Source organism: Collinsella ihumii, assembly GCF_900046475.1.
Classification (GTDB): Bacteria; Actinomycetota; Coriobacteriia; order Coriobacteriales; family Coriobacteriaceae; genus Collinsella; species Collinsella ihumii.
This window is the reverse complement of record NZ_FCOU01000001.1, coordinates 35286-58183: the sequence shown is the minus strand read 5'-3', so window position 1 is coordinate 58183 and position 22898 is coordinate 35286. Positions and strand designations below refer to the sequence as shown.

At 66.0% G+C, this 22898-nt stretch carries 17 protein-coding genes; 10 read left to right on the top strand and 7 right to left on the bottom strand.

All coding sequences use genetic code 11. The features are described from left to right. Positions 1–131 precede the first annotated feature (131 nt). Genes BN3789_RS00215 through BN3789_RS00205 form a run of 3 tightly spaced genes read left to right on the top strand, consistent with a single transcriptional unit; the run spans position 132 to position 4468 of the window. Complete coding sequence (locus BN3789_RS00215; RefSeq protein ID WP_079988978.1) at positions 132–695, top strand: MarR family winged helix-turn-helix transcriptional regulator; 564 nt, start codon at positions 132–134, stop codon at positions 693–695. Beyond that, the gene (locus BN3789_RS00210; RefSeq protein WP_079988977.1) at positions 688–2505 is read left to right on the top strand and encodes an ABC transporter ATP-binding protein; all 1818 of its coding nucleotides are present in this window, start codon (positions 688–690) and stop codon (positions 2503–2505) included. Before BN3789_RS00215 ends, BN3789_RS00210 begins: the two co-directional genes overlap by 8 nt. Next, the gene (locus tag BN3789_RS00205) at positions 2498–4468 is read left to right on the top strand and encodes an ABC transporter ATP-binding protein (protein ID WP_079988986.1); all 1971 of its coding nucleotides are present in this window, start codon (positions 2498–2500) and stop codon (positions 4466–4468) included. Before BN3789_RS00210 ends, BN3789_RS00205 begins: the two co-directional genes overlap by 8 nt. A 121-nt stretch (positions 4469–4589) precedes the next feature. On the opposite strand, the gene yihA is transcribed toward BN3789_RS00205, so the two are convergent. From yihA to thrC, 5 genes are all read right to left on the bottom strand, one after another. Then, positions 4590–5210 (bottom strand): ribosome biogenesis GTP-binding protein YihA/YsxC, encoded by a 621-nt coding sequence (gene yihA / locus BN3789_RS00200; protein ID WP_066828471.1) that lies wholly within the window; start codon positions 5208–5210, stop codon positions 4590–4592. A gap of 45 nt (positions 5211–5255) precedes the next feature. Continuing rightward, complete coding sequence (locus BN3789_RS00195) at positions 5256–6083, bottom strand: 5'-methylthioadenosine/S-adenosylhomocysteine nucleosidase (RefSeq protein WP_066828690.1); 828 nt, start codon at positions 6081–6083, stop codon at positions 5256–5258. A gap of 181 nt (positions 6084–6264) precedes the next feature. Beyond that, the gene (locus BN3789_RS00190; RefSeq protein WP_066828469.1) at positions 6265–6939 is read right to left on the bottom strand and encodes a DUF1648 domain-containing protein; all 675 of its coding nucleotides are present in this window, start codon (positions 6937–6939) and stop codon (positions 6265–6267) included. A gap of 99 nt (positions 6940–7038) precedes the next feature. Further along, positions 7039–7920: a homoserine kinase gene (thrB, locus tag BN3789_RS00185; protein ID WP_066828468.1), complete on the bottom strand. Its 882-nt coding sequence runs from the start codon at positions 7918–7920 to the stop codon at positions 7039–7041. Between the two features lie 83 nt (positions 7921–8003). Further along, on the bottom strand, positions 8004–9512 hold the full coding sequence (thrC, locus tag BN3789_RS00180; RefSeq protein ID WP_066828467.1) for a threonine synthase: 1509 nt from the start codon (positions 9510–9512) through the stop codon (positions 8004–8006). A gap of 295 nt (positions 9513–9807) precedes the next feature. Between thrC and BN3789_RS00175 the strand changes: the two genes are divergently transcribed. From BN3789_RS00175 to BN3789_RS00150, 6 genes are all read left to right on the top strand, one after another. Next, a complete protein-coding gene (locus BN3789_RS00175) occupies positions 9808–11172 on the top strand; it encodes an aspartate kinase (RefSeq protein WP_066828466.1) in 1365 nt (454 codons plus the stop codon). 60 nt (positions 11173–11232) lie between these two features. Beyond that, positions 11233–12258: an aspartate-semialdehyde dehydrogenase gene (locus tag BN3789_RS00170; protein ID WP_066828465.1), complete on the top strand. Its 1026-nt coding sequence runs from the start codon at positions 11233–11235 to the stop codon at positions 12256–12258. A 298-nt stretch (positions 12259–12556) separates the two neighbouring features. Then, the gene (locus BN3789_RS00165) at positions 12557–13135 is read left to right on the top strand and encodes a response regulator transcription factor (protein ID WP_324608418.1); all 579 of its coding nucleotides are present in this window, start codon (positions 12557–12559) and stop codon (positions 13133–13135) included. Further along, positions 13132–14421: a sensor histidine kinase gene (locus tag BN3789_RS00160; protein ID WP_066828464.1), complete on the top strand. Its 1290-nt coding sequence runs from the start codon at positions 13132–13134 to the stop codon at positions 14419–14421. Before BN3789_RS00165 ends, BN3789_RS00160 begins: the two co-directional genes overlap by 4 nt. Positions 14422–14728: 307 nt before the next feature. Further along, positions 14729–15421 (top strand): hypothetical protein, encoded by a 693-nt coding sequence (locus BN3789_RS00155; protein WP_202615035.1) that lies wholly within the window; start codon positions 14729–14731, stop codon positions 15419–15421. Positions 15422–15747: 326 nt separating this feature from the next. After that, positions 15748–16668, top strand: a complete 921-nt coding sequence (locus BN3789_RS00150; RefSeq protein WP_066828462.1) for an AEC family transporter — start codon at positions 15748–15750, stop codon at positions 16666–16668. 431 nt (positions 16669–17099) lie between these two features. On the opposite strand, the gene BN3789_RS00145 is transcribed toward BN3789_RS00150, so the two are convergent. Both BN3789_RS00145 and BN3789_RS00140 read right to left on the bottom strand, forming a co-directional pair. Beyond that, positions 17100–21341, bottom strand: coding sequence for an FtsX-like permease family protein (locus BN3789_RS00145; protein ID WP_066828460.1), 4242 nt, complete (start codon positions 21339–21341; stop codon positions 17100–17102). A 9-nt stretch (positions 21342–21350) separates the two neighbouring features. Then, the gene (locus BN3789_RS00140; RefSeq protein WP_066828458.1) at positions 21351–22052 is read right to left on the bottom strand and encodes an ABC transporter ATP-binding protein; all 702 of its coding nucleotides are present in this window, start codon (positions 22050–22052) and stop codon (positions 21351–21353) included. Between the two features lie 231 nt (positions 22053–22283). On the opposite strand from BN3789_RS00140, the gene BN3789_RS00135 reads away from it, so the two are divergent. Then, entirely contained in the window at positions 22284–22847 is a 564-nt protein-coding gene (locus BN3789_RS00135) for a TetR/AcrR family transcriptional regulator (protein WP_066828456.1), read from the top strand. Positions 22848–22898 lie beyond the last annotated feature (51 nt).

Sequence of the window (22898 nt, the reverse complement as noted above, 5' to 3'; positions counted from 1 at the left end):
TTCCGCAGAAACCGTCACTTCGTCGCGGGGCACAAAGCACCGCCTCAATGTCCGCAGCCGTGATGTACCGCGACGCGTGAACGGGCTATACTTGATATATCAACTATTGGTATGTCAAAAGGTGCATGCTCATGGAAGAACAGATATCGGAATCGTTTCCACTCGGGTTTTCCCTCACTGATTTTCACATGCAGGTCAGCATGATGTTCCATCTCATGCGGTCGTGCAACCATCCGTACCTGCCGGAACTCGGACTCGGTCCGGGGCAGCCCCGTATCCTGTCGTATCTCGCCGTGCACGGCACGAGCCCCCAGCGCGACATCGCGAGCTATTTCTCCATCGACCCCGCCGCCGTCTCGCGCATGCTCGATACGCTCGGCCGCGCGGGGTTCGTGCGCCTGGTCCCCGGGGAGGACCGTCGGCGCCGTGCCGTCGAGCTCACCGAGAAGGGCGTCGAGGCGGTGTCGCGCTGGGACAAGGTGTGCGCGATGACCGACGAGGTCATGCTTGCGGGCTTTTCGCCCGATGAGCGCGCGGCGCTCGCACGGCTGCTCGACCGCGTTCAGGCCAACATGCGGGCGCATCTGTCTCGCGCCGACGCGGGTCGTGCGCCCGATGGCGCCGAGCCCGCAGGCACGCAGCCGCAGCCCGAAGAGTCAACCGAGTCCGAAAGCGCGGAGGTTCGCCATGTCTGAGATTCGCCTGCTGCTTTCCTACGTGGGGCCGTATCGCCGCGACGCGGCGCTCGGAGCGCTGTTCGTCGCGCTCGAGACCTCGCTCGAGCTTCTGATCCCCATGCTCATGGCCAGCATCATCGACGAGGGAATCGCGTCGGGCGACGTGGCGGTCATCATGCGCCAGGGCGCAATCATGCTCGCGCTCGCGCTGCTCTCGCTGGTATTGGGCCTGGGCTATGCGCGGTTCGCCTCCCGTCTCGCCACGGGGCTCGGCGCCCGCCTGCGCCAGGCGGAGTACGAAAAGATCCAAGCGTTCGCGTTCGGCAATCTCGACCGCTACCAGACTTCCAGTCTGGTGACGCGCATGACGACGGACATCACCGTGATCCAAAACGCGATCTCGAGCGGCTTTCGACCCATGGTGCGCGGCCCGGTGCTGCTGATCATGGGGCTTGCGTACGCGAGCATCATGAGCGCCGAGCTCGCCGTCGTGTTCTTCTGCACGATGCCGCTGCTCGGCGTCCTGCTCGGCCTCATCACGTGGCGCGTGGCGCCGCTCTACCGCGACCTGCAGGTGTCGATGGACCATCTCAACAACGTGGTGCAGGAGGACGTGACCGCGGTGCGCGCCGTCAAGGCGTACGTGCGCGGCCCGCACGAGTGCGACGTGTTCGCGGGCGTCAACGGCGAGCTGGCGCGCACCTCGACCAAGACGTTCTCGACGGCCGTGCTCAACCTTCCGGCATTCCAGCTGGTCATGTACACGACGACCGTGCTGGTGCTCGCGGTCGGCGGGCACATGGTGGCGACCGGGGCGCTCGGCGTGGGCACCCTCACGGGCTTCATGAGCTATGTGCTGCAGATCATGAACTCGCTCATGATGATCTCCAACGTGTTCTTGCTGCTCACGCGCGCGCTGACGAGCATCCGCCGCGTGCGCGACGTGCTCGACGAGGTGCCTGAGCTCGCGAGCCCCGCAGACGGGGAGGCGCTCACCGACGTGCCCGACGGATCCGTCGAGTTCCGCGACGTGAGCTTCAAGTACAGCGCGGCCGCGGAAGAGGACGTGCTGGAGCACGTGTCCCTGCGCGTGCCGAGCGGCGCGACCGTGGGCGTGCTCGGCTCGACGGGTTCGGGCAAAAGCTCGCTCGTGCAGCTGATCGCGCGCCTGTATGACGCGACGGACGGTGCGGTGCTGGTGGGCGGCCACGACGTGCGCGCCTACGACCTCGCGTCCCTGCGCGATGCGGTGGGCGTCGTGCTGCAGAAAAACGTGCTGTTCACCGGCACGGTGGCCGAGAACCTGCGCTGGGGCGACGCCGACGCTACCGACGAGGAGCTGCTCGAGGCGTGCCGCCTGGCCTGCGCCGACGAGTTTTTGGACCGCATCGGCGGCCTGGCGGGTGACTTGGGCCAGGGCGGCGCCGGCGTGTCGGGCGGCCAGAAGCAGCGCCTGTGTATCGCCCGCACGCTGCTCAAGCGCCCGCGCGTCCTGATCTTCGATGACTCGACGAGTGCGGTGGACATGGCGACCGAGGCGAAGATCCGCGCCAATCTGGCGAGCATCCCGGGCGTGACGACGATCATCATCGCCCAGCGCATCACGTCGGTCATGGACGCCGACGAGATCTTCGTGCTGGACGACGGACGCGTGCATGCGCACGGCACGCACGCCGAGCTTCTCGCAAACGATAGCATCTACCAGGAGATCTACGCCTCTCAGATGGAGCATGCGGAGGATGGCGCGCACGCGGGCGCAGCTGCGTCGGCCTATGAGCGCGCCGCGTCGCCCGTCGATGTGGAGGAAGGGGGTGAGCGCCGTGGCTAGGACGACTGCGCAGGCGCGACCGAACGATCTGCGCCACACGGTGGGCCGCCTGCTCGCCTACATGGGCCATGCGAAGCTCTCGCTGCTGGTGGTGGCGGTGCTCGTATCCGTGGCGGCGCTGGCCAACCTGTTCGGCACCTACATGGTGCGCCCCGTGGTGAACGCCCTGTCCGAGGGGCGCGCCGACGAGCTGCCGGGTCTGGTGATGCTGACGGCGGGCGTGTACGCGATCGGCGTTGTGTCCGCCTTCGGCTACACGCAGACGATGGTGCGCGCGGCCCAGAAGGTCGTGTTCGACATCCGTCGCGACCTGTTCGCGCATATCCAGACGCTGCCGCTGTCGTATTTCGACCGCACGCGCACCGGCGACGTGATGAGCTACTTCACCAACGACGTCGACACGGTGGCCGAGGCCCTGAACAACAGCTTCGCCAACGTGATCCAGGCGTTCATCCAGATGGTCGGAACGCTCGCCGTGCTGTTCGTGCTCAACTGGCAGCTCACGCTCATCACGGTCGCGTGCAACGTGGTCATCGCCCTGTACGTGCGCTTTTCCGGCGGCCGCAGCAAGGCGTTCTTCGCGCGCCAGCAGGACGCGCTGGGTTCGCTCGACGGCTATATCGAGGAGATGGTCGCAGGCCAGAAGGTCGTCAAGGTGTTCAACCATGAGGCGGCGAACGTCGCGGAGTTCGCCGAGCGCAACGACGACCTGCGCCGCGCGGGCGCCTCGGCGCAGAACTACGCCTTCACGATGGTGCCCACCACGGTGTGCGTGGGCTACATCAACTACACGATCGTGGCCGTCGTGGGCGCGATCCTGGCCGTCAACGGCATGGCCGACGTGGGCGCGCTCGCGAGCTACCTGGTGTTTGTGCGCCAGGCGACGCAGCCCATCAACCAGTTCACGCAGCTAGGCAACTTCCTGCTGAACGCGCTTGCCGGTGCCGAGCGCCTGTTCGCCGCGATGGAGCTTGAGCCCGAGGTCGACGAGGGCGCGGTCAGGCTCGTGCGCACGGGCGGGGACAGCTGGGCGTGGCAGCTTCCCGACGGCGTGGGCGTGGGCGCGTACGGCGCGCTCGTTCCGCTGGCCGACGGTGCCTCCGCCAACGCGGCGGGGACCGATGGCGCGAGCGAGAAGGGGGAGCTTGCGGCCGTGCAGTCGGGAGCGGTCGCGCAGCAGACCGCGCTCGGCGCGGACGGCACGGTGCTCGCGTGCGGGCGCATCCCGCTGCGCGGCGACGTGCGCTTCCACGACGTGGACTTCGGCTATGTGCCGGGTCGCCTGGTCCTGACGAAGCTCAACCTGTTCGCCAAGCCGGGGCAGAAGATCGCCTTCGTGGGCTCGACCGGTGCAGGCAAGACCACGATCACGAACCTCATCAACCGGTTCTACGAGATCAACGGGGGCGAGATCACCTTCGACGGCATCAACGTGCAGCATATCGCCAAGGACGACCTGCGGCACTCTCTGGGCATCGTCTTGCAGGACACGCACCTGTTCACGGGGACGATCGCGGACAACATCCGCTTCGGCAAGCTCGATGCGACCGACGAGGAGGTGCGCGAGGCCGCCCGGGCCGCCTGCGCGGACTCGTTCATCCGCCGTCTGCCGCAGGGCTATGACACCATGGTGACCTCGGACGGCGCGAACCTGTCGCAAGGGCAGCGGCAGCTGCTCGCCATCGCGCGCGTCGCGGTGGCCGATCCGCCGGTGCTCATCTTGGACGAGGCGACATCGAGCATCGACACGCGTACCGAGAAGCTGATCGAGCGCGGCATGGACCGCATCATGGAGGGCCGCACGACGTTTATGATCGCGCACCGTCTGTCGACCGTGCGCAACGCCGATGCGATCATGGTCCTCGAGCACGGCAAGATCATCGAGCGCGGCACCCATGAGCAGCTGCTCGCGCAGCACGGCGAATACTGGGAGCTGTACCAGGGCCTTAAAGAGCTCGACTAGCCGATTTTTTAGGGACAGGTGATTTTTTCTCAAAAAGCGGGGCGTCTCACGGATCAGGAAATGATTCCTCTTCCGCGAGGCGCCCCGCCCTTCGTGTTCGGAGGCTCTATGGGTGTCCTGCCTACTCCTCGGTCGGCTCGTTTTCGCCCTCGTCGAGGCAGGCGGCCTCGATGCGGCGCTTGAGCTCGTCGATGCCCTGGCCGGTTGCCGAAGAGGTCACGATGATGTCCTCGGCGGGCACGTTGAGCTGCTTGCGGATGGTGGCGAGCTGGCGGCCCTGCTGGCTGCGCGAGAGCTTGTCGGCCTTGGTCAGCGCCACGACGAACGGATAGCCGCCCTCCTGCAGAAACTCGATCATCTGGTGGTCGAGTTTGCTGGGATCGTGCCGGATGTCGACCAGCGAGACGACCAGGTTGAAGCTGCGCTCCATATCCAGGAAGTCGAAGATGAGGTCGGCCCAGCGCTCGCGTTCGGATTTGGAGCGCTGCGCAAAGCCGTAGCCGGGCAGGTCGACGAAGTGCACGCCGTCGGCGACGAAGAAGTTGACGTTGCTCGTCTTGCCCGGCGTGCTCGACACCTTCACGAGGTTCTTGCGGTTGAACAGCTTGTTCATGATGGAGGACTTGCCCACGTTCGAGCGGCCGACGAAGCACACCTCCGGGCAGGTCGAGGGCGGGATCTTGGAAGCGTTGCCGTAGCTCGCGACGAACTTGGCGGTCTGGTAGCGGATGGCGTCGGTCATAAGGGAACTCCTTGGTCGGTGGTCGCTCTCAGTCGGCGGGGTGCCTTATTCGGCGTCGTGGTCGCGCAGGCCGAGCTTGCCCGCCAGGCGGCGGATGATGGCGAGCGTCAGGCCGCTCGCGCTGCGCGCGTACTCGTCCAGGTCGAAGGTACGCTCGCAGAAGGCGTCGTACGCCTCATCGCAGTTGTCCGAGATGGCGCGCAGCACCAGGCAGTCGATGCCGCATTTGGCGGCGACGTGGGCGACGGCGGCGCCTTCCATCTCGGCGCAATCGGCGCCCGTCGCCTCGATGACAGCGCGGCGCAGCTCGTCTCCGGTGATGAAGCGGTTGCCGGTCGCGATGGTCCCGCGCAGGTAGCGCTGCGGCTCGGCGTCGGTGTTGTTGCGGCGGTACGGGGAGGCGTCCGCGATCTCGCGCGCGGCGCTTCCGGGCGCGGTGAGCCGCTCGTCGAGCGCGGCGTCGATGTAGCCGTGGGCGACCAGGACCTCTTCTGCCACGCCGACGAGGTAGTCGCTGGAGGTGAACTCCTCCAGCCCGGGTGCCGACTCGGCGATCAGAGAGGTGTCGGTGTCGATGTAGCGCAGGCGCTCGCCGATGACGACGTCGCCGATGTGCAGCGCGGGGTTGAGGCCGCCGGCGATGCCGGAAAAGATGAGGGCGTTGGCGCCGTAGCGGGTCACAAGGTGCTGGGATGCCGCCGCCGCGTTGACGGTGCCCATGCCCGCCGTGGTGGCGACAAGGTTGAACCCGTGGTACTCGCCGCCCACGATGGTGAGGCCTGCCTCCTCGGCGACGGTGCCGTGCTCGATCTCCTGATAGATCTGACGGACTTCCTTCTCCAGTGCACCGATGATGGCAATCGTCGGGGTCATGCGCATCTCCTGTCCTCGCTTGCTTGCTGGTTCCCTATGGTATCAGCTGGCCGCGGACATCGCGCATTCTCCACTGCGGGGCATGGGTCATTTGGGGACGGGTTCATTTCAACCCATGGCTGCGCAGCACGCAGCCATGGGTTGAAATGAACCCGTCCCCAAATGACCCATGCCCTGGCTGTTACAGCCAGCGCTTGAGCAGCACGAAGACGAAGACCATGGCGACGGCTGCGATCGCGGCCTGGCCGACCTGGATCATGGTGCCGCTGAGCACGAGCGCGGAGAGCACGGCCATGACGGCGCCGGCGACAACCATGATGGCGCCGGCGATGCGCTGCGCATGGTACTGCTCTTCCAGCAGCATCTCTGCGCCCTCGGGCATGTTGAGGGAGCGCAGCGCAAGCAGGATGCCCGCCACCAGGAAGATCGCGGGCACGCCGAGCACCTGCCAGGAAAGCGTCGCCGTCTCGATGGCGCCGCCGGCGGCTTCGGGTGCCAGGGCGCCCGTGATCCAGCAGATAAGCGAGACCAGCCCGACGAGCGAGACGCAGATGCTCGACACGACCATGACGGCGCGCTCGCCAAGCGACCCGTTCAGAAACGAGACGCGCTCGTCGCCCGTGGTGCGCCGTGCGCCAAAGAGAAGGCCGCCGCTTGCGAGGAGCGTGACCGCCGGCACCGCGACCATCTCGACCTTGGATCCCCAGCGGTCGATCCCCTCGGCGCCCCAGTGCGCAGGGACGACATCGGGCAGCATGCCCCATGAGACCGCCAGCGCGATGGCGGGGGAGAGGGCGAGCAGGAGGCACGCGGCGGTGACGACGGGTGAAAGCGGCTTGGCGGTGGGTTCGTCCATGATGGGCTCCTCGTGAACAGGGTCTGAATCCATCAATCATAGCCGTTCGATGCGGTCACGGCCTGTATCGAATGTGCATCCCGCCTCGCCGCCCGTTTATCACAGGTACTCGATCTGGGCGCCTTCCGTGTCGCACGTCAGGATATGCGTCGCGCAGCCGGGGAAGCTCTCCTGCAGCCTCACCTGCAGGAACTTGGCGACGATGGTGTCGTCGGTCACGGCCATGAGCGTGGAGCCCGAGCCGGAGATCCACAGCGTCTTGGCGCCGCCGGCAAGGCATGTGCGGCGAATCGCGTCGTAGTCGGGAATGAGCGGCCGGCGATAGGGCTCCTGCAGGCGATCGTCGTTGGCGGCGGCGATCAGGTCGGTGTCGCCGGTCTCCAGGCCGCGCGTCATGCCGGCGATGCGGCCCATCTGCCATACGGCGCTCGACAGCGGGATCTGCTGGGGCACGACCTTGCGCGCCTCGCTCGTATGGACCTCGTAGGGCGGGATGATGGTGATGAAGCGCAGGCGGTCGGATACCTCGTAGCGCAGGCAGCGGGGAAGGTCCCCTTCGGGGGTGAACGAGCAGACGGCGCCGCCGAGGATGGCGGGCGCGACGTTGTCGGGATGGCCCTCGACGGCGGTGGCGATGCGGACGAGCTCGGCGCGGTCGACCGTGTGGCCGGTGAGCGCGGCCGCGGCCATGATGCCGGCGACGACGCAGGTCGAGCTCGAGCCCAGGCCGCGGGCGACGGGCACCTCGGTCTGGATGTCGATGGATACGGGGAACGGCTCCTCGTCCCACTCGCGCAGCGCGTCGACGAACGAGACGTAGACGAGGTTGTCCTCGTTTCGGAACTCCTCGGGGCACCCGGTGATGGTGAGGCGATCGGCGCGGTCGAAGGTGAAGTGCGAGTAGAGCGACACCGCCATGCCGAGCGTGTCGTAGCCGATGCCCAGGTTCGCGCTGGTGGCCGGAACGGTGATCTTGATCATGCAAACTCCAATCAGACCGGGTCCGTCGCGTCTGCAGGCCGCCTTCGCGCGCGGCGCGCAGACGCGACGCGGATGCCCGGCGGTTACAGGTTCAGGGCCGCGTGCTCCACGAAGGCGCCCATGGCGTCCACGTCGACCACGTCGGTGTGGAGGGTCGGCTTCTGCTGCAGCGTCGCGAGCTGGACGGGCGGCGTGGTGCCCGTCGCCTTGGCGAGAACGTCCATGCAGGCGAAGTCGCTCGGAGGGCAGAACAGGCCGAGCGCGCTGGCGACGGCGCGCGGGAACTTGTAGGGGCTTGCCGTGGACAGCAGCACGCGCGCGGCGGTGCCGGGGGAGGCGGGGAGCTCTTCGAGCACGTGGTAGCCGCAGGCGGTGTGCGGGTCGATGACGTAGGCGTTGGCGTCCCAGCAGTCGCGGATGGCGGCGGCGACCTGGTCCTCGTCGGCCCAGCCGCACCCGAAGACGTCCTGGATGCGGGCGAGCACCTCGGCGGGGACGGTGTAGGACCCGCCGTCGGCGAGGCCGGCCATGAGGTTCGTCACGAGCTCGCAGTCGCCGTCGGCCGCGTAGTAGAGCATGCGCTCCAGGTTGGACGAGATCAGGATGTCCATGGAGGGTGAGGTGGTGGTGAAAAACGGCCGCTTGCGGTCGTAGATGCCGGTGGTGAGGAAGTCGAACAGGACGTTGTTCTTGTCGCTCGCCACGATGAGGCGGCTGACGGGCAGGCCCATGCGGCGCGCATAGTAGCCGGCGAGGATGTCGCCGAAATTGCCCGTGGGCACGCAGAACTCGACGGCGTCGCCCGCCTTGATCGCGCCGGCGCGCAGCAGCTGCGCGTAGGCGGCGAAGTAGTACACGACCTGGGGCACGAGGCGGCCGACGTTGATGGAGTTGGCGCTCGAGAGGACGACGCCCGCGTCGGCCAGGCGCGCGGCCAGCTCCGTGTCGGCGAAGATGCGCTTCACGGCGCTCTGGGCGTCGTCGAAGTTGCCGCGGACGCCGCAGACGGAGACGTTCGCGCCCTTCTGCGTGGTCATTTGGAGCTCCTGCACGCGGCTGACCTTGCCCTCGGGGTAGAACACGGTGATGCCGCAGCCCGGCGCGTCGGCGAATCCGGCGAGCGCCGCCTTGCCGGTATCGCCGGAGGTGGCGGTCACGATCATGATCTTCTCGCCCGCGTTGTCGCCCGTGCCGGTGCGCGCCATGAGGCGGGGCAGCATCTGCAGGGCCACGTCCTTGAAGGCGCTCGTGGGGCCGCCGAACAGCTCGAGCACGTAGGTGGAGACGCCGTCGGCGTTGGGCGCCTGCTTGAGCGGGACGAGCGGGGTGACCTCCTCGCTCGCGAACGTGCCGCCGTACGCCTCCTCCACGCACGCCGCGATCTCGTCGGCGGTGTAGTCGGGAAGCAAGATGCCCAGCACCTCGCGGGCGAGCTCGAAATAGCCCTTGGATGCGAGCGTCGCGACGTCGATGGTGGTCTCGCCGAGCGCGTCCGAGACGTACAGGCCGCCATCGGGCGCGATGCCGCGGCGAATGGCTTGCTTGGCGGTGCACGTGGCTTCACGGGAGCGCGTGCTGTGGAACAGACCCATCGGGAACCACCCCTTTATCTAACAAAAGTGAATCGTGGAGATATCGTAGCAGAGCGGTCGCGGTCTGCGCGGTTCTCGCGGTGCATCCGGGTTGCGATACCAGCGGCTGAACACAGGACGTTTTCCGTTTGGAAACAAATGGACGACGTTTCGTGCCGGTTTTGACCCTCGACGAAACGGCTAGTACACTTGCACCTACTAAAGTGGCTCCTGCTATCTGTCGCGTCCGCGCTGCATCGTCGCAGTGGGTCTTCGGGCGGCCGGTGGTGGATTTTCGGGGAAGGTTAGTCGGTTCATGATCAAGGTTGCCAAGTTCGGCGGCTCCTCCGTCGCGGACGCCGAGCATTTCAGGAAGATCAAGGGGATCATCGATGCGGATCCCGCGCGCCGTTTCGTCGTCGTGTCCGCGTGCGGGCGCCGGCGCAGCGGGGACGCCAAGGTCACCGACCTGCTGTATCTCGTGAACGCGCACGTCAAGTACAGCGTGTCGTGCGACGACCTGCTTGACGACATCGTGCAGCGCTATGTCGATATCGCCGACGAGCTGGGTCTTTCCTATCCCATCCGCGAGGAGATGGCCGCGTTTTGCGACAAGGCCCGCACCGGCGGGTTCAGCACCGAGGAGCTCGTCAGCCGCGGCGAGTACTTCACGGCGCGCCTGATGGCCGAGTATCTCGACCTGCCGTTTTTGGACGCCGCCGACGTCGTGGCGTTCCATCACGACGGCACGCTGTCCATGACGCGCACGGCCAAGCTGCTCGACGAGCGCGCCCCGCGCGGCGGCTTCGTGATGCCGGGCTTCTACGGCGCCACGCGCGAGGGCCGCATCTGCCTGCTCGACCGCGGCGGCGGAGACATCTCCGGCTCGATTCTCGCCAAGTGCCTCGGTGCCGACCTGTATGAGAACTGGACCGACGTGTCCGGCTTCTATTCGGCGGATCCGCGCATCGTGCCCGAGGCGCAGCCCATCGGCCGCATCACCTACGAGGAGCTGCGCGAGCTCTCCTACATGGGCGCGTCGGTGCTGCACGAGGAGGCCATCTTCCCGGTGCGCGAGGCGGGCATCCCGCTCGTGATCAAGAACACGAACGCGCCGTCCGACCCCGGGACGATCATCTCCGAGCACGCCAAGGAGGGCGAGAGCGAGCCCATCATCACCGGCGTGTCGGGCAAGCGGGGCTTTCTGGCCATCAACGTCGCGCGCGACCGCACGACGAGCCGTATCGGCTTCATGCGCCGCGCCCTGTCGGTGTTCGAGCGCTATAACGTGAGCGTCGAGCACATGCCCACGGGCGTGGACCAGTTTGCAGCCGTCGTTCAGGCCGATGACGTGCACGATTCGCTCTACTCGCTCATCGCCGACATCCAGGAGGAGGTCCAGCCGCTCCAGATCGAGGTCGTGGAGGACCTGGCGCTGATCGCCACGGTCGGCCGCAACCTGCATGGCCGCGCCGGCGTGGCGGGCCACCTGTTCGGCATGCTCGGCCAGGCGGGCGTGAGCGTGCGCATGATCACGCAGGGCTGCGACGAGATCAACATCATCGTCGGCGTCGAGGAGAAGGACTTCGAGACGGCGATTCGCACGATCTACAAGGCGTTCTCCGATGAGAACGGCATCGTCGAGACGTCGGATCTGGAGCCGACCCCGCAGCCGTTTTAGGGAATCAATTGGCCGCTGATTCCCCAGCAAACCACCGGTCCGGTATATGGGAGGGACATCATGAAGCAGTACACCGTAGCGATTCTTGGCGCGACGGGCGCCGTGGGCACGCAGATGGTCCAGTGCCTGGAGGAGCAGAACTTCCCGGTGGGCAAGCTCAAGCTGCTCGCCAGCGCGCGCTCCGCGGGCAAGAAGGTCGCCTTCGCCGGCGGCGAGGTCGAGATCGAGGAGGCCCGCCCCGAGGCGTTCGAGGGCTGCGATATCGTGCTGGGTGCCGTCGATGACGACATCGCGCGCGAGATGCTGCCGAAGGCCGTCGAGGCCGGTGCGGTCGTGGTCGACAACAGCCACGCGTTCCGCCTGGATCCGGATGTGCCCCTGGTCGTTCCCGAGATCAACGCCGAGGACATCTCCTGGCATCATGGCATCATCGCCAACCCCAACTGCGCGACGATCATCGGCCTGGTGCCCACCTGGCCGCTGCACAAGGTCGCGGGCGTGACGCGCATGATCGTGTCGACCTATCAGGCCGCCAGCGGCGCCGGCGCGCCGGGCATGGCCGAGCTCGAGGCGCAGATCGCCGCCATGGGTCGCGGCGAGGCCATCCCCGAGCCGCGTGCGTTCGCGGCCCAGCTCGTGAGCAACCTCATCCCGCAGATCGGCGGCTTCAAGGAAGAGGGCTACACCTCCGAGGAGATGAAGCTGCAAAACGAGGGCCGCAAGATCATGCACCTGCCTGAGCTGCGCGTGAACTGCACCTGCGTGCGCGTTCCGGTGCTGCGTTCGCACTCCGAGAGCGTCACGCTCGAGTTCGAGCGCGACATCACGCTCGAAGAGGCGCGCGAGGCCTTGGCTGCCGCCCCGGGCGTGAAGCTCGTCGACGACCGCGAGGCGGCGAGCGCGCACGACCGCTATCCCATGCCGATCGACACGTCCGATCAGGATCTGATCTGGGTCGGCCGCCTGCGTCGCGACATCTCCAATCCGAACACGGCGCGCGGCATCACGTTCTGGTGCTGCGGCGACCAGATCCGCAAGGGCGCTGCCACCAACGCCGTCCAGATCGCCAAGCTGCTGACCAAGTAGCCGCACCCAATAACGGGGCGAACTTTTGGGGACAGTCCCTTTTTGCTCACGACGGCGCACATGCGCCGTCGTGAGCAAAAAGGGACTGTCCCCAAAAGTTCGCCCCGTTTAGGTTCGGTTAAAGTACGGGCGCTATCATTATCGGTTGCTGAGTTTTCATACTGCGTTGGGATGGGGTCGGCGTATGGCTACGAGGTTGTTGCTCGCGGAGGATGAACGCAGTCTGTCCCGCGCCCTTACAGCGATTCTCGAGCACGATGGCTATGAGGTGCAGCCGGTATTCGACGGCTAGGAGGCGCTGCAGGCGCTGGTCCAAGAATCGTTCGATGCGGCGATTCTCGACATCATGATGCCCCGGATGGACGGCATCGACGTGCTGAGCCGTTCCCGTGCGCGCGGCGTCCGCACGCCCATCATCATGCTGACGGCGAAAAGCGAGATCTCCGACAAGGTGCTCGGGCTGGACTCCGGTGCCAACGACTACCTCACCAAGCCGTTTGCCGCAAAGGAGCTGCTCGCCCGCATCCGCGTGCTCACGCGCGCGTCGACGGCGCTCGACGCGCAGACGCTCGCGGTGGGCAACATCAGGCTCGACCTCGCCTCGTGCATGCTTGCGGGTCCGGCCGGCCAGGAGCATCTTCCCAACCGGGAGTTCCAGCTCATGCGCGTGCTCATGGCGCACCCCTCCCGCCGGTTTCCCACCGAGCGCCTGTGGGCGGACGTGTGGGGCGACGATGCGCCCGAGGAGCTGAGCGTGGTGTGGGTGCACATCTCCCACCTGCGGAAGCGCTTGGCTGCCGTCGGCGCCGACCAGTGCATACGCGCCGCGCGCAACCAGGGCTATTCGCTAGAGCCGGAAGACGGCGTGCGCTCGTGATCGGCCGGGGGAAGCGCAGCGGATTCATCCAGCGCCTGAGGCGCCGATTCATCGTGGGCGCGATGGCGGCCGTCACGCTGGTGCTTGCCGCCATCATCGCCGCCATCAACGTCGCGAGCTACCTGTCGGTGTGCCAGCAGGCCGACGGGTGCCTCGCCTACATCGCCAGCTGCGAGGGGCTCGTGCCCTATGCGTCGGGAGAAAAGCCCGGCAAGGACCGCGAGCGCGAGCTGAAAAGCGATCTCGCCAAGTACGGGCTGAGCGTCGAGATGATGTTTGAGCTCCGCTATTTCACGGTCGTCGTCAACGCGGACGGCTCGATGGGCGAGGCCTATACCGACCGCATCGCCACGGTGGACGAGGACGAGGCCCGTCAGCTGGTGCAGACGCTCGCGCAGCAGGGGCGCACCAGTGGCTTTTCCGATGCGTACCGGTTCTGTGTGGTCGATGCGCCGTCGACATCCGGCGACGGCGGCGGACGCATGTACATCCTGCTGGATTGCGGGCGCGACCTTTCAAAGTTCTGGGGAACCTTCGCGATGAGCCTGGTGGTCGGCGCGGCGGGCCTGCTGCTGGTCTTGCTGCTGGTCATCATGTTCTCCCATATCGTGCTCAAGCCGGTGGTGGAGAGCTATGAGAAGCAGCGGCGGTTCGTGACCGATGCGAGCCGCGAGATCAAGACGCCGCTTGCGGTGATCGATGCGGCAAACGAGGTCCTTAAGATCGAGCACGGCGAGGACGAATGGACCGACAGCATCCATGAGCAGGTCGAGTGCCTCTCCGGTCTGTGCGAGCAGCTCGTGATGCTGAGCCGTATGGACGAAGGGGGAAGCCGTCTGAACGTGCGCCAGGTCGATATCGCAAAGGTCGTGCGCGAGGCGGCGGCGCCGTTCGAGACGCTGGCGGGCGCGCGCGGCAAGCGCCTGGAGGTGCGCACGCCGGGGCATCTCGACTATCGCGCGGATCCTGAGGCCGTCGCGCGCGCGTTGGGCCTTCTGCTCGACAACGCGACCCGTTACGCGAGCGAGGGGTCGACCATCGAGCTCGTGGCGGAGGGCGGCGTGCGCGGCATCGTGCTGAGCGTCTCCAATCCGGTCGACGAGGCGCCCGAGGGCGACCTCAACCGTCTGTTCGAGCGCTTCTACCGCCCCGATTCGTCGCGCAGCTCGTCGACGGGCGGTTCGGGCATCGGACTGTCCATCGTGCGGGCCATCGCCGAGGCGCACGGCGGCAGGGCGAGCGTGTCATACAACAAGGGCATCTTGACGTTCAGCATGCGTCTGTAGCGCAGGGGTTGATTGGGGACGGGTTCGTTCCAACCCATGGGCGGCCTGCGCGGCCGCCCATGGGTTGGAACGAACCCGTCCCCAATCAACCCCTGCGCTACCTTTTCTCAACTTAAAGTTGCGCGTTCGCGTGCATGTAGTACCGGACATTCAGAAACAATAGGACCAGAGGCTCGCGCACGCTGCATTGCAGGCTCACGCGTGACGGTTCACGACCCGCCGTGTCGATGTCATCCCAACACTCAACGCCGCATCGACCGCGAGCCCTCTTCCCCCTGATACAGAAAGAAGCTCTATGGATTTCTGGATGAATGAGAATAAGCCCGTGGAGATCGAGGTCGCGGGCAGGCGATATGCGCGCTGCGCCATCAAGACGCATTTCGTGCAGATCGGTGAAAGCTATATCGACTTGGTCAAGCGCTACGTGCTGCCCCTGTGGCAGCCGGGCGACCTGCTGAGCTCAAGCGAGAAGATTATCGCCTTGTGCCAGAAGCGCGTCGTGTACAAAAAGGACATGCCGGTCGGGAGCCTGGCGCGCTTCCTCTCCCGCTTCGCCTCGTCCTCGACGGCCGGTATCGGCGTGAACAGCCCCTATAAGATGCAGTTCGCCATCAACGAGGTCGGCGCGGCGCGCGTGATCTGGGCGGCGGTCTGCGCGGGCGTGGGCAAGCTGCTCGGGCACCGGGGCGTGTTCTACGAGATGGTCGGCCAGGAGGTATCCGGTCTCGACGGGCTCTACGACCATGAGTTCGAGGAGTACGGCGAATACGGCATCCGCATCCCTGCGGAGCCCGACCGCGTGTGCGACGAGGTCGAGGCCGAAACCGGCGTGCAGATGATGATCGTCGACGCCAACGACCTCAACGTCGAGATCTTGGGGCACGCATCGTCCGTCGACCTCGACGAGGATACGCTCAAGGCCCTCATTGCCGACAACCCCGCAGGCCAGTCGCGCGAGCTCACGCCGTTCATCTTGATCCGCCCGCTGCCCGAGCGCTGATCGATAGCCGCTCCGGCCCGTCCCCTCCCGTGCGCCATCTGGGATGCGCACGTACATCGGGAAGCGGGCCGCCGTGATGCAACATTGCTGGTATCACCCGGCCGGAATGCACGGAATCGCAGGCAATTCCGTGCATTCCGGCCGGGTGATACGTTGATGGTTGCACCAAGAACCCGCACGTGGCGAGGGAATCGAATCGCGGGTCGAACGCACCTCGGAGATGGCCGTGCCCCCTGCGGCAGCAGCCCGCAAATTGTTCGCCGCCCTTCTCGGGGCTCTGTGCCACAATAATCGCGTTTGTGTAGATGCGCGGGGGAGCGAAGACGATGTCGGTTGCAGCGACGATGCCTATCATGATCACGCAGGTGGTCGCCATGTTCATCATGATGCTGATCGGGGCGATCCTGTATCGCGCCAAGCTCGTCGACAACACGGGCTCGGCGCAGCTGGCGAGCATCGCCCTCTACGTCGCCACGCCCGCCGTGATCCTGCAGTCGCTCGCCACGAGCTTCGACCCCGACAAGCTTGCGGCGGGCGCCGCCTGCTTCGTGCTGTCGTTCCTGTTCACGGCGCTCTCCGCTTTCGTGGCGTGGCTGTTCTTCCGCGATCGCATGCGCGCCGCTCAGATCGGCATCATGATCTCCAACATGGGCTTCATGGGCATCCCGCTCGTGCAGAACGTCCTGGGCGAGCAGTACGTGTTCTACATCTCCGCGTGCATCGCCGCTCAGGTGCCGCTCATGTGGACCTATGGCGTCTGGCTCGCCTCGCAGGATAGGGCGACCATCTCGCCCAAAAAGATCATCACGAACCCCTCGGTGATCGCGGTGGCGATCGGCGTCGTCCTGTTTTTGAGCTCGGTCGACCTCGGGGGCGTCATCAAGGTCGCCGTGGCCGACATGGGCAACCTCAACACGGGTCTCGCGATGCTCGTGATGGGCACCTACCTCGCGCAGACCGACCTGCGCAGCCTGGCGAGGAACCGAAACCTCTATGCCGCGTGCATCCTGCGCCTGCTGGTGGTGCCGGCCCTCGTCATCGCGCTTCTGCTGTTCGTGCCGCTGGATATCACGGTGAAGCTCGTGGTGGTCATCGCGCTGTCTGCGCCGTGCGGCACGGTGTCGGCGATGTTCCCGCAGATGTTCGGCGGCGACTACCGCTTCGGCGCCGGCTTGGTCTCGGTGTCCACGCTCATGTCGCTCGTCGTCATGCCCGCACTGCTCGCCGTGAGCCTTGTCGTGCTGTAGGTGCCCGCACGATGGCTGCGGGCAGCGAGGCGTACCGTAAAGGTGATGCTTCGTTGGTCTTGCAAACGCACAGCCTTGATCAAGGGCCCTTCGCTTTCAGTGGGTCGACTGCTCAGGCGGCCTCAAATTGTATATTCCCATCACGAAACTGCATAAAAATCCGTTTTGGGCAAAACCCATAGAGGAAGTAGGTTGAGTTTGGTGCGATTTTTGAGACAGCTTTCCCCACATGCGCCCCACCCCTCAGCATTTCCGCAGGAAACAACTGGGCAAATGCTGAGGGGTGTGGCGCATGTGGGCAAAAGCCACCGAAAAATCGCACCAAACTCGATATACACGTTTTTCGGGGGCACCCCGAATTCTCATCCCGCAAACAGCCCCGCGGCACCAAGAGGTGCCGCGGGGTCTGTCACGCAAACGCCCTCGTCGCGCTACTCGACGCTCTTCAGCGCCTCGATCATGTCGATGCGGTTGAGGGTGCGGTTGGTGATGAGGTTCACCACGAGCGCGAACACGAGCGGCAGCACGGCGGCTATCACGTAGCTTACGGGCGTCACCACGGTCAGGAAGCTGATCGAGGGCATGCGCAGCACGTGGAGCAGCGCATCGCCCAGGACATAGCCGAGCGGCAGGCCGCATACGATGCCGATGCACGTGAGGATGATGGTCTCCTTGTTCACGTAGTGGTGCACCTCGCGCGGACGGAATCCAAGGACCTTGATGGTCGCCAGCTCGCGCTCGCGCTCGGAGATGTTCGTGGTGGACAGCGTGAACAGCACGGCGAAGGCGAGGGCCGCGGCCATGCCGAGGACGATGGCGACCACGGCGTTGATAAGCATGAACGACTGGCTGAAGTCGTCGGCGAGCTCGTCGGTGCTCGTGACCGAGAGGTAGCGGGAATCGTCGCTCATCTCGTCATAGAGGCTTGCTGCGTCATCGGCGCTGCTGCAGATCACGAGCATGCCGTTGGGGGCGAAGCTCCCGTCCGAGGCGAGGGCGGGGGCGTCGTCGCCGAACGCCGCGCGATAGGCGGTCGCGCTCATGTAGACGTAGTTGCCCAGGTAGTTGCGGGCGATGGCGGCGGCCTCGATGTCGGCTTGGTTGAGCTGGGAATCCTGCAGCGACAGCGTGTCGCCGACGGCGAACCCGAGCACCTCGGAGGCGTTTTGCGTGATGACGGCGCCCTCGTCGGGAAGGTCGATGCTCGCCGAGGTGTCGCGCGAGGTCACGCCCATGAATTCGGAGAGCTTGTCGGAGGTGGCGTAGTCGTCGGGCACGACGATGAGCTGCACGGTCTCCTCGTCCTCGCCGTATTTGAGCGTCGTCGAGTCGAGATAGATACGGACCATGCTGTCCACGCGGGAGTCGTCGGCCACCTCGGCGGCGACGGCGTCGTGATCGCCGGATTCGGTGACCGCCATGAGGTCGTAGTGCGCGATGCGCTCGTACTGCTCGGGAACGAGCTCGGCGACCGAATCTTTGATGGCGAAGCCGCAGACGATCAGCGCCGTGCAGCCCATGATACCGGCAACGGTCATGAGGAAGCGGCGCTTATAGCGGAAGAGGTTGCGCGCCGTGACCTTGTTCAAAAACGACAGGCGGCTCCAGATGAAGGGGATGCGCTCGAGAAGGATGCGCGAGCCGGAGCGCGGCGCCTTGGGGCGCATGAGCGCGGCGGGGGTGCGGCGCACCTCGGAGCGGCAGGCGAGGTAAGCGGTGCCGGCGATGGCGACGATGAAGATGAGCGAGCCGCCGAACCCGTAGAGCGGGTCGAACAGGAACGGGTAGCTCGGCAGCAGGTACATGATGTCGAATACCCAGAAGATGAAGGCGGGCAGTGCGATGAAGCCCAAGAACAGGCCGACGATGCAGCCGGCGGCGCACGCGGCGAGCGCGTAGGTCAGGTACTTGGCGAAGATCTCGCCGTTGCGGTAGCCCAGCGCCTTGTAGGTACCGATAAGGCCGCGCTCCTCCTCGACGAGGCGCGTGATGGTGGTCAGCGACACAAGCACCGCGACGATCAGGAACACGATGGGGAACAGGGTGCCGATGGCCTCGATGGAATCGGCGTCGCTCGATATGGAGGAATAGCTCGACAGCGATGAGCGCGGCTGGACGTACCAGGTCGCCGCGTCGATGGCGTCGATATCCGCCTGCGCGTCGGCGAGCTCGGCTTCGGCGTCGGCGAACTGCTCGTCCGCCTCGGCGCGGCCGTCCTGCCATTCGGCGAGGCCGTCTTGGTACTCGGCGAGGCCGTCCTCGTAGTCTGCCCGGCCCTGATCGAGCTCGGCCTGGGCATCGACGAGCTCGGCGCGGGCGTCAGCGAGCTGCGCGGCGCCCTCCTCGAGCTCGGCGCGTGCCGACGCAAGCCTCGCCTCAAGCTGCGCATATGCCGTGGCGCGCCCTTCCGCGAGCTGCTGCTCCAAGGTCTGTTGCGCAGCCGCCCGCTGATCGGCGATGGTCTGGTCGAGCGTGGCGAGAGCGGAGGCGTACTCGGCCTCCATGCGGGCATCGAGCTCCGCCTGCGCGGCCGCGCGCTGCTCCTCGATCTGCTGCTTCAAGGTCTCGAGGGCGGAGGCGTACTCTGCATCGAGCTTGGAATCCAGCTCGGCCTGCGCGGCTTCGCGCTGCTCCTCGATCGTCTGCTTGAGCGTGTCGAGCGCGCTTCCGTACTCTTCCTCCATGCGTGCGTCGAGTTCGGCCTGCGCGGCCTCGCGCTGCGCTTCGATCGTCTGGTTCAGCTGGTCCAAGGCCGCTTGGTATTCAGGGGCGATGCGCTCTTCGATCTCCTTGATGCCCTGTTTGCGGGCGGCCTCGATGGGGGCGTATGCCTTCTGCTTGGCGGATTCGATTTCGGCGTTGACGCCATCGATGCTCGCCTGGATCGTGGCGGCCTGCTTCTGCTCGCTCGCCAGCATGCTGTTGAGGGCGTCGAGCCCTCCGACCTGCGAATCGAGGATGTTGAGCGTAAGCTGGTACGCGGCGCGCTGCTCTTCGAGTTCCGCCTTCGTCGCCTCGTAGCCCTCATCGTTGGGGTCGAGGGCCGCAAGCTGGGCGTCGATGCTCTCGATGCCGGCGAGCGCCTCTTGGTAGGAGGCGATGTTCCCGCTGGTCTGCTCGATGGCCGCCTGGATCTGCTCGAGCTGCGTGGTAAAAGACTGCAGGATGTTGTAGGCGGGAGCGAGCTTCTCTTCCAGCTCCGCTTCGGCTTGGTCGCGGGCGGGCTGGAGCTTCTCATCGAGCTGGGCGATGGCGTCGGCGCGCGCGGCGTCGAACTTCTCGTCGATGGTGGCCTTGCCCTGCTCGTATCCCGCCTCGATCTGGGCGTCGAGCTCGGCCTGGGCCTCCTGGCGCGCTGTGTCGAATTGGCTGTCGAGCTCTTCGAGGCCCTGCTGGTACCCCGCCTCGATCTGGGCGTCGAGCTGGTCTTGGGCTTCCTGCCGCGCCGCGCCGAACTGCTCGTCGAGCTGCGCGAGCCCGGTCTGATAACCCTCCTCGATGCCTGCGTCAAGCTGGTCTTGGGCCTCCTGGCGCGCCTCGTCGAACTGGCGGTTCAGCTCGATGAGCCCGCTCTCGCGGCCGGCCTCGATCTGCTCGTTGAGCGTCTTCTGGGCATCCTCGCGGGCCTGGGCGAGCTCGGCTTCCACTTGGGCGCGGCCCGTGGCCTCGCCGTCGGCGAGCTGGGCGCGGCCGTCTGCAAGCTCCTGCTCGCTCGAGGCGATCTGCGCCCAGCCATCATCGAGCTGCGCCTGTCCGTCGGCCAGCTCGGCCGCGGCGTCTGCGAGCTGCGCCGCCGCGTCGTCCAGCTCCGCCTTGCCGTCTGCCAGCTCCGCCTCGGCGTCGGCACGCTCCTGCTCGTACTCGGCGCGCGCGTCGTCGAGCTCTGCCTGGGCATCGCCCTTGACGCGCGCCGTGCGCGCGGCCTCGCGGTCGTCGCGGATGGTGTCCTCGATGCGGTCGGTGACGGCGCGGACCGCCGATGTGTACTCGTCCGAGAAGCACGCCATGCCCTCGGTGCCCTCAAGCGTGAGGTAGGCGACCGTGTAGGAGTCGGTGTTCTCGACGGCGCCTGGGGCCACGATGAACGTGTAGTCGGACGTGGAGCTCGAGCGGAACGACAGCTCGGGGTTGTTGACGTCGGACGCGTCGATCACGATGCCGCAGATGGTGTAGGGGTGGCGCGCGAAGATCGCCTCGTCCGCGTTCTCCGCCTCGTCGATCTCGACGGTGTCCCCGATGTCCAGCCCGCTCGCGTCGATGAACTTCTGCGTGACGGCGACCTCGTCGGCACGCTGGGGCAGCGCGCCCTCGACCACATGGGGGACGTTCAGGCCCGATTCCGACAGCGTCTTGACCTCGATCGACGCATGGGAGCCGTCCACGGTCGTGTAGGCGGTCTCGCTCCAGCCGCCCTCGACGCCGGCGACGCCCTCGACATCCGCGAGCGCCGCGAGATCGTCGTCATCGAGGCCGAGGGTCGAGAGCACCTGCACGTCGAAGAGGTTCTGCTCATCGAAGAAGCGGTCGGCCGCTTCGCGCAGATCGGAGCACGATGCGCGCAGGCCGCAGAACATGGCCACACCGAGGGCGCAGATCACCGCGATGGAGACGAAGCGCTTGAGGTTGTTGCGTATCGTTCGGGCAGTATCCTTGCGGGCGGCTGTGGCCATCATGTCACCTGCCTACCACTCGATATCGGCGATGGGGGTGGGTGCGGGATTGGTGGTCATTTCCGTCACCTGGCCGCTCTTGAACCGGATGAGGCGGTCGGCCATGGGGGCGAGCGCCGAGTTGTGCGTGATGATGACGACGGTGATGCCGTCGTGGCGACAGGTGTCCTGCAGAAGCTGGAGGATCTGCTTGCCGGTCTGGTAGTCGAGCGCGCCGGTGGGCTCGTCGCACAGCAGCAGCTTGGGGTTCTTGGCGAGTGCGCGCGCGATGGCCACGCGCTGCTGCTCGCCGCCGGAGAGCTGGGCGGGGAAGTTGTTCATGCGCTCGGCGAGCCCGACTTTGGCGAGGGTGTCGGCCGCATCGAGCGAATCGGGGCAGATCTGCGCCGCGAGCTCGACGTTCTCCAGGGCCGTGAGGTTGGGCACCAGATTGTAGAACTGGAACACGAAGCCCACGTCCGCGCGCCGGTACTCGACCAGCTCGGCGTTGCTCGCGCCGGAGATGTCGCGGCCGTCCACGCGCACGGTGCCCGACGTGGCCGTGTCCATGCCGCCCAGGATGTTCAGCGCGGTGGTCTTGCCGGCGCCGGAGGCGCCCAGGATGACCGCGAGCTCCCCCTTCTCGACGGTGAACGTGGCGCCGTCGAGCGCGTGGATCTCTGCCTCGCCCTGCCCGTAAACCTTGTGCACGTCGGTGAACTCGATGTATGCCATGAGCGTTTCAGCTCCTCAGATTACTCGACAGCGTGTTGTCTAAACATCACTTGCATCTAGTATAGAAGAGGAGAAAGGCGGAGGGGAGAGCTGCTCGACATTCCGGCAGGGATTGTCGAGTCGCCGAACCGTTGCCCGATAGTCAACGTGGCGAAACACTCCGTTTACAGTGATACGGTAGGGTGGTGGTAATAAGGGATGCATGGAAATAAGCGGCATTAAGGAAGATCGATGAGAAAACCGTCGCAGGCAGCGGAGCTCACGCGTGCCAACATGACCAAGGCGTTTTGGGACCTGTACATGGTGAAGCCCATCGAGAAGATCACCATTCGAGAGATAACCGACCATGCGGGCTATAACCGCGCGACGTTCTACCTGTACTATCGCGACGTCTACGACCTGTTCGAGCAGATCGAGGACGACATTCTCGATCAGGTCCGTACGCTGGTTCAGGACCGCCTGCTCGCAGGGGATACGCTCGACTTCAGCCATCATATGGGCATGATTCTGGAGCTCGCCCAGCGTTTTGACGGATACCTGCCGCGGCTCATGAACGGCGACCCGAGCTTCGGCGACCGCCTCAAGGAGATCATTGCGCCGCTGCTCGACCGCTTCATCCTGCCGGAATGCGGCCTGAGCGAGGCGGAGCAGGGCGTGCTGCGCGAGTTCTATCTGTCCGGGCTGCTGGGGGCCATCACGCAGTGGATGTCGTCTGAGCACCGCATGCCCATCAATCGTCTGATCGAGCTGCTGGTCGCGGCCGCGATTCCGCGCGAGAGCGTCGCTCGGGCGTAGGCGCGCGGCTGCTGCGCCCGAGCGGCGCCGGTGTGGGGTGCGCAATCAGAG

What these genes read in the sequence shown, in the direction of transcription:
- BN3789_RS00195 (WP_066828690.1), bottom strand. Translation starts at nt 6,083, where the DNA reads ATGACCCCGACGATTGCCATCATCGGTGCACTGGAGAAGGAAGTCCGT.
- BN3789_RS00135 (WP_066828456.1), top strand. Translation starts at nt 22,284, where the DNA reads ATGAGAAAACCGTCGCAGGCAGCGGAGCTCACGCGTGCCAACATGACC.
- BN3789_RS00210 (WP_079988977.1), top strand. Translation starts at nt 688, where the DNA reads ATGTCTGAGATTCGCCTGCTGCTTTCCTACGTGGGGCCGTATCGCCGC.
- yihA (WP_066828471.1), bottom strand. Translation starts at nt 5,210, where the DNA reads ATGACCGACGCCATCCGCTACCAGACCGCCAAGTTCGTCGCGAGCTAC.
- BN3789_RS00150 (WP_066828462.1), top strand. Translation starts at nt 15,748, where the DNA reads ATGTCGGTTGCAGCGACGATGCCTATCATGATCACGCAGGTGGTCGCC.
- BN3789_RS00170 (WP_066828465.1), top strand. Translation starts at nt 11,233, where the DNA reads ATGAAGCAGTACACCGTAGCGATTCTTGGCGCGACGGGCGCCGTGGGC.
- BN3789_RS00190 (WP_066828469.1), bottom strand. Translation starts at nt 6,939, where the DNA reads ATGGACGAACCCACCGCCAAGCCGCTTTCACCCGTCGTCACCGCCGCG.
- thrB (WP_066828468.1), bottom strand. Translation starts at nt 7,920, where the DNA reads ATGATCAAGATCACCGTTCCGGCCACCAGCGCGAACCTGGGCATCGGC.
- BN3789_RS00140 (WP_066828458.1), bottom strand. Translation starts at nt 22,052, where the DNA reads ATGGCATACATCGAGTTCACCGACGTGCACAAGGTTTACGGGCAGGGC.
- BN3789_RS00145 (WP_066828460.1), bottom strand. Translation starts at nt 21,341, where the DNA reads ATGATGGCCACAGCCGCCCGCAAGGATACTGCCCGAACGATACGCAAC.
- BN3789_RS00215 (WP_079988978.1), top strand. Translation starts at nt 132, where the DNA reads ATGGAAGAACAGATATCGGAATCGTTTCCACTCGGGTTTTCCCTCACT.
- thrC (WP_066828467.1), bottom strand. Translation starts at nt 9,512, where the DNA reads ATGGGTCTGTTCCACAGCACGCGCTCCCGTGAAGCCACGTGCACCGCC.
- BN3789_RS00175 (WP_066828466.1), top strand. Translation starts at nt 9,808, where the DNA reads ATGATCAAGGTTGCCAAGTTCGGCGGCTCCTCCGTCGCGGACGCCGAG.
- BN3789_RS00155 (WP_202615035.1), top strand. Translation starts at nt 14,729, where the DNA reads ATGAATGAGAATAAGCCCGTGGAGATCGAGGTCGCGGGCAGGCGATAT.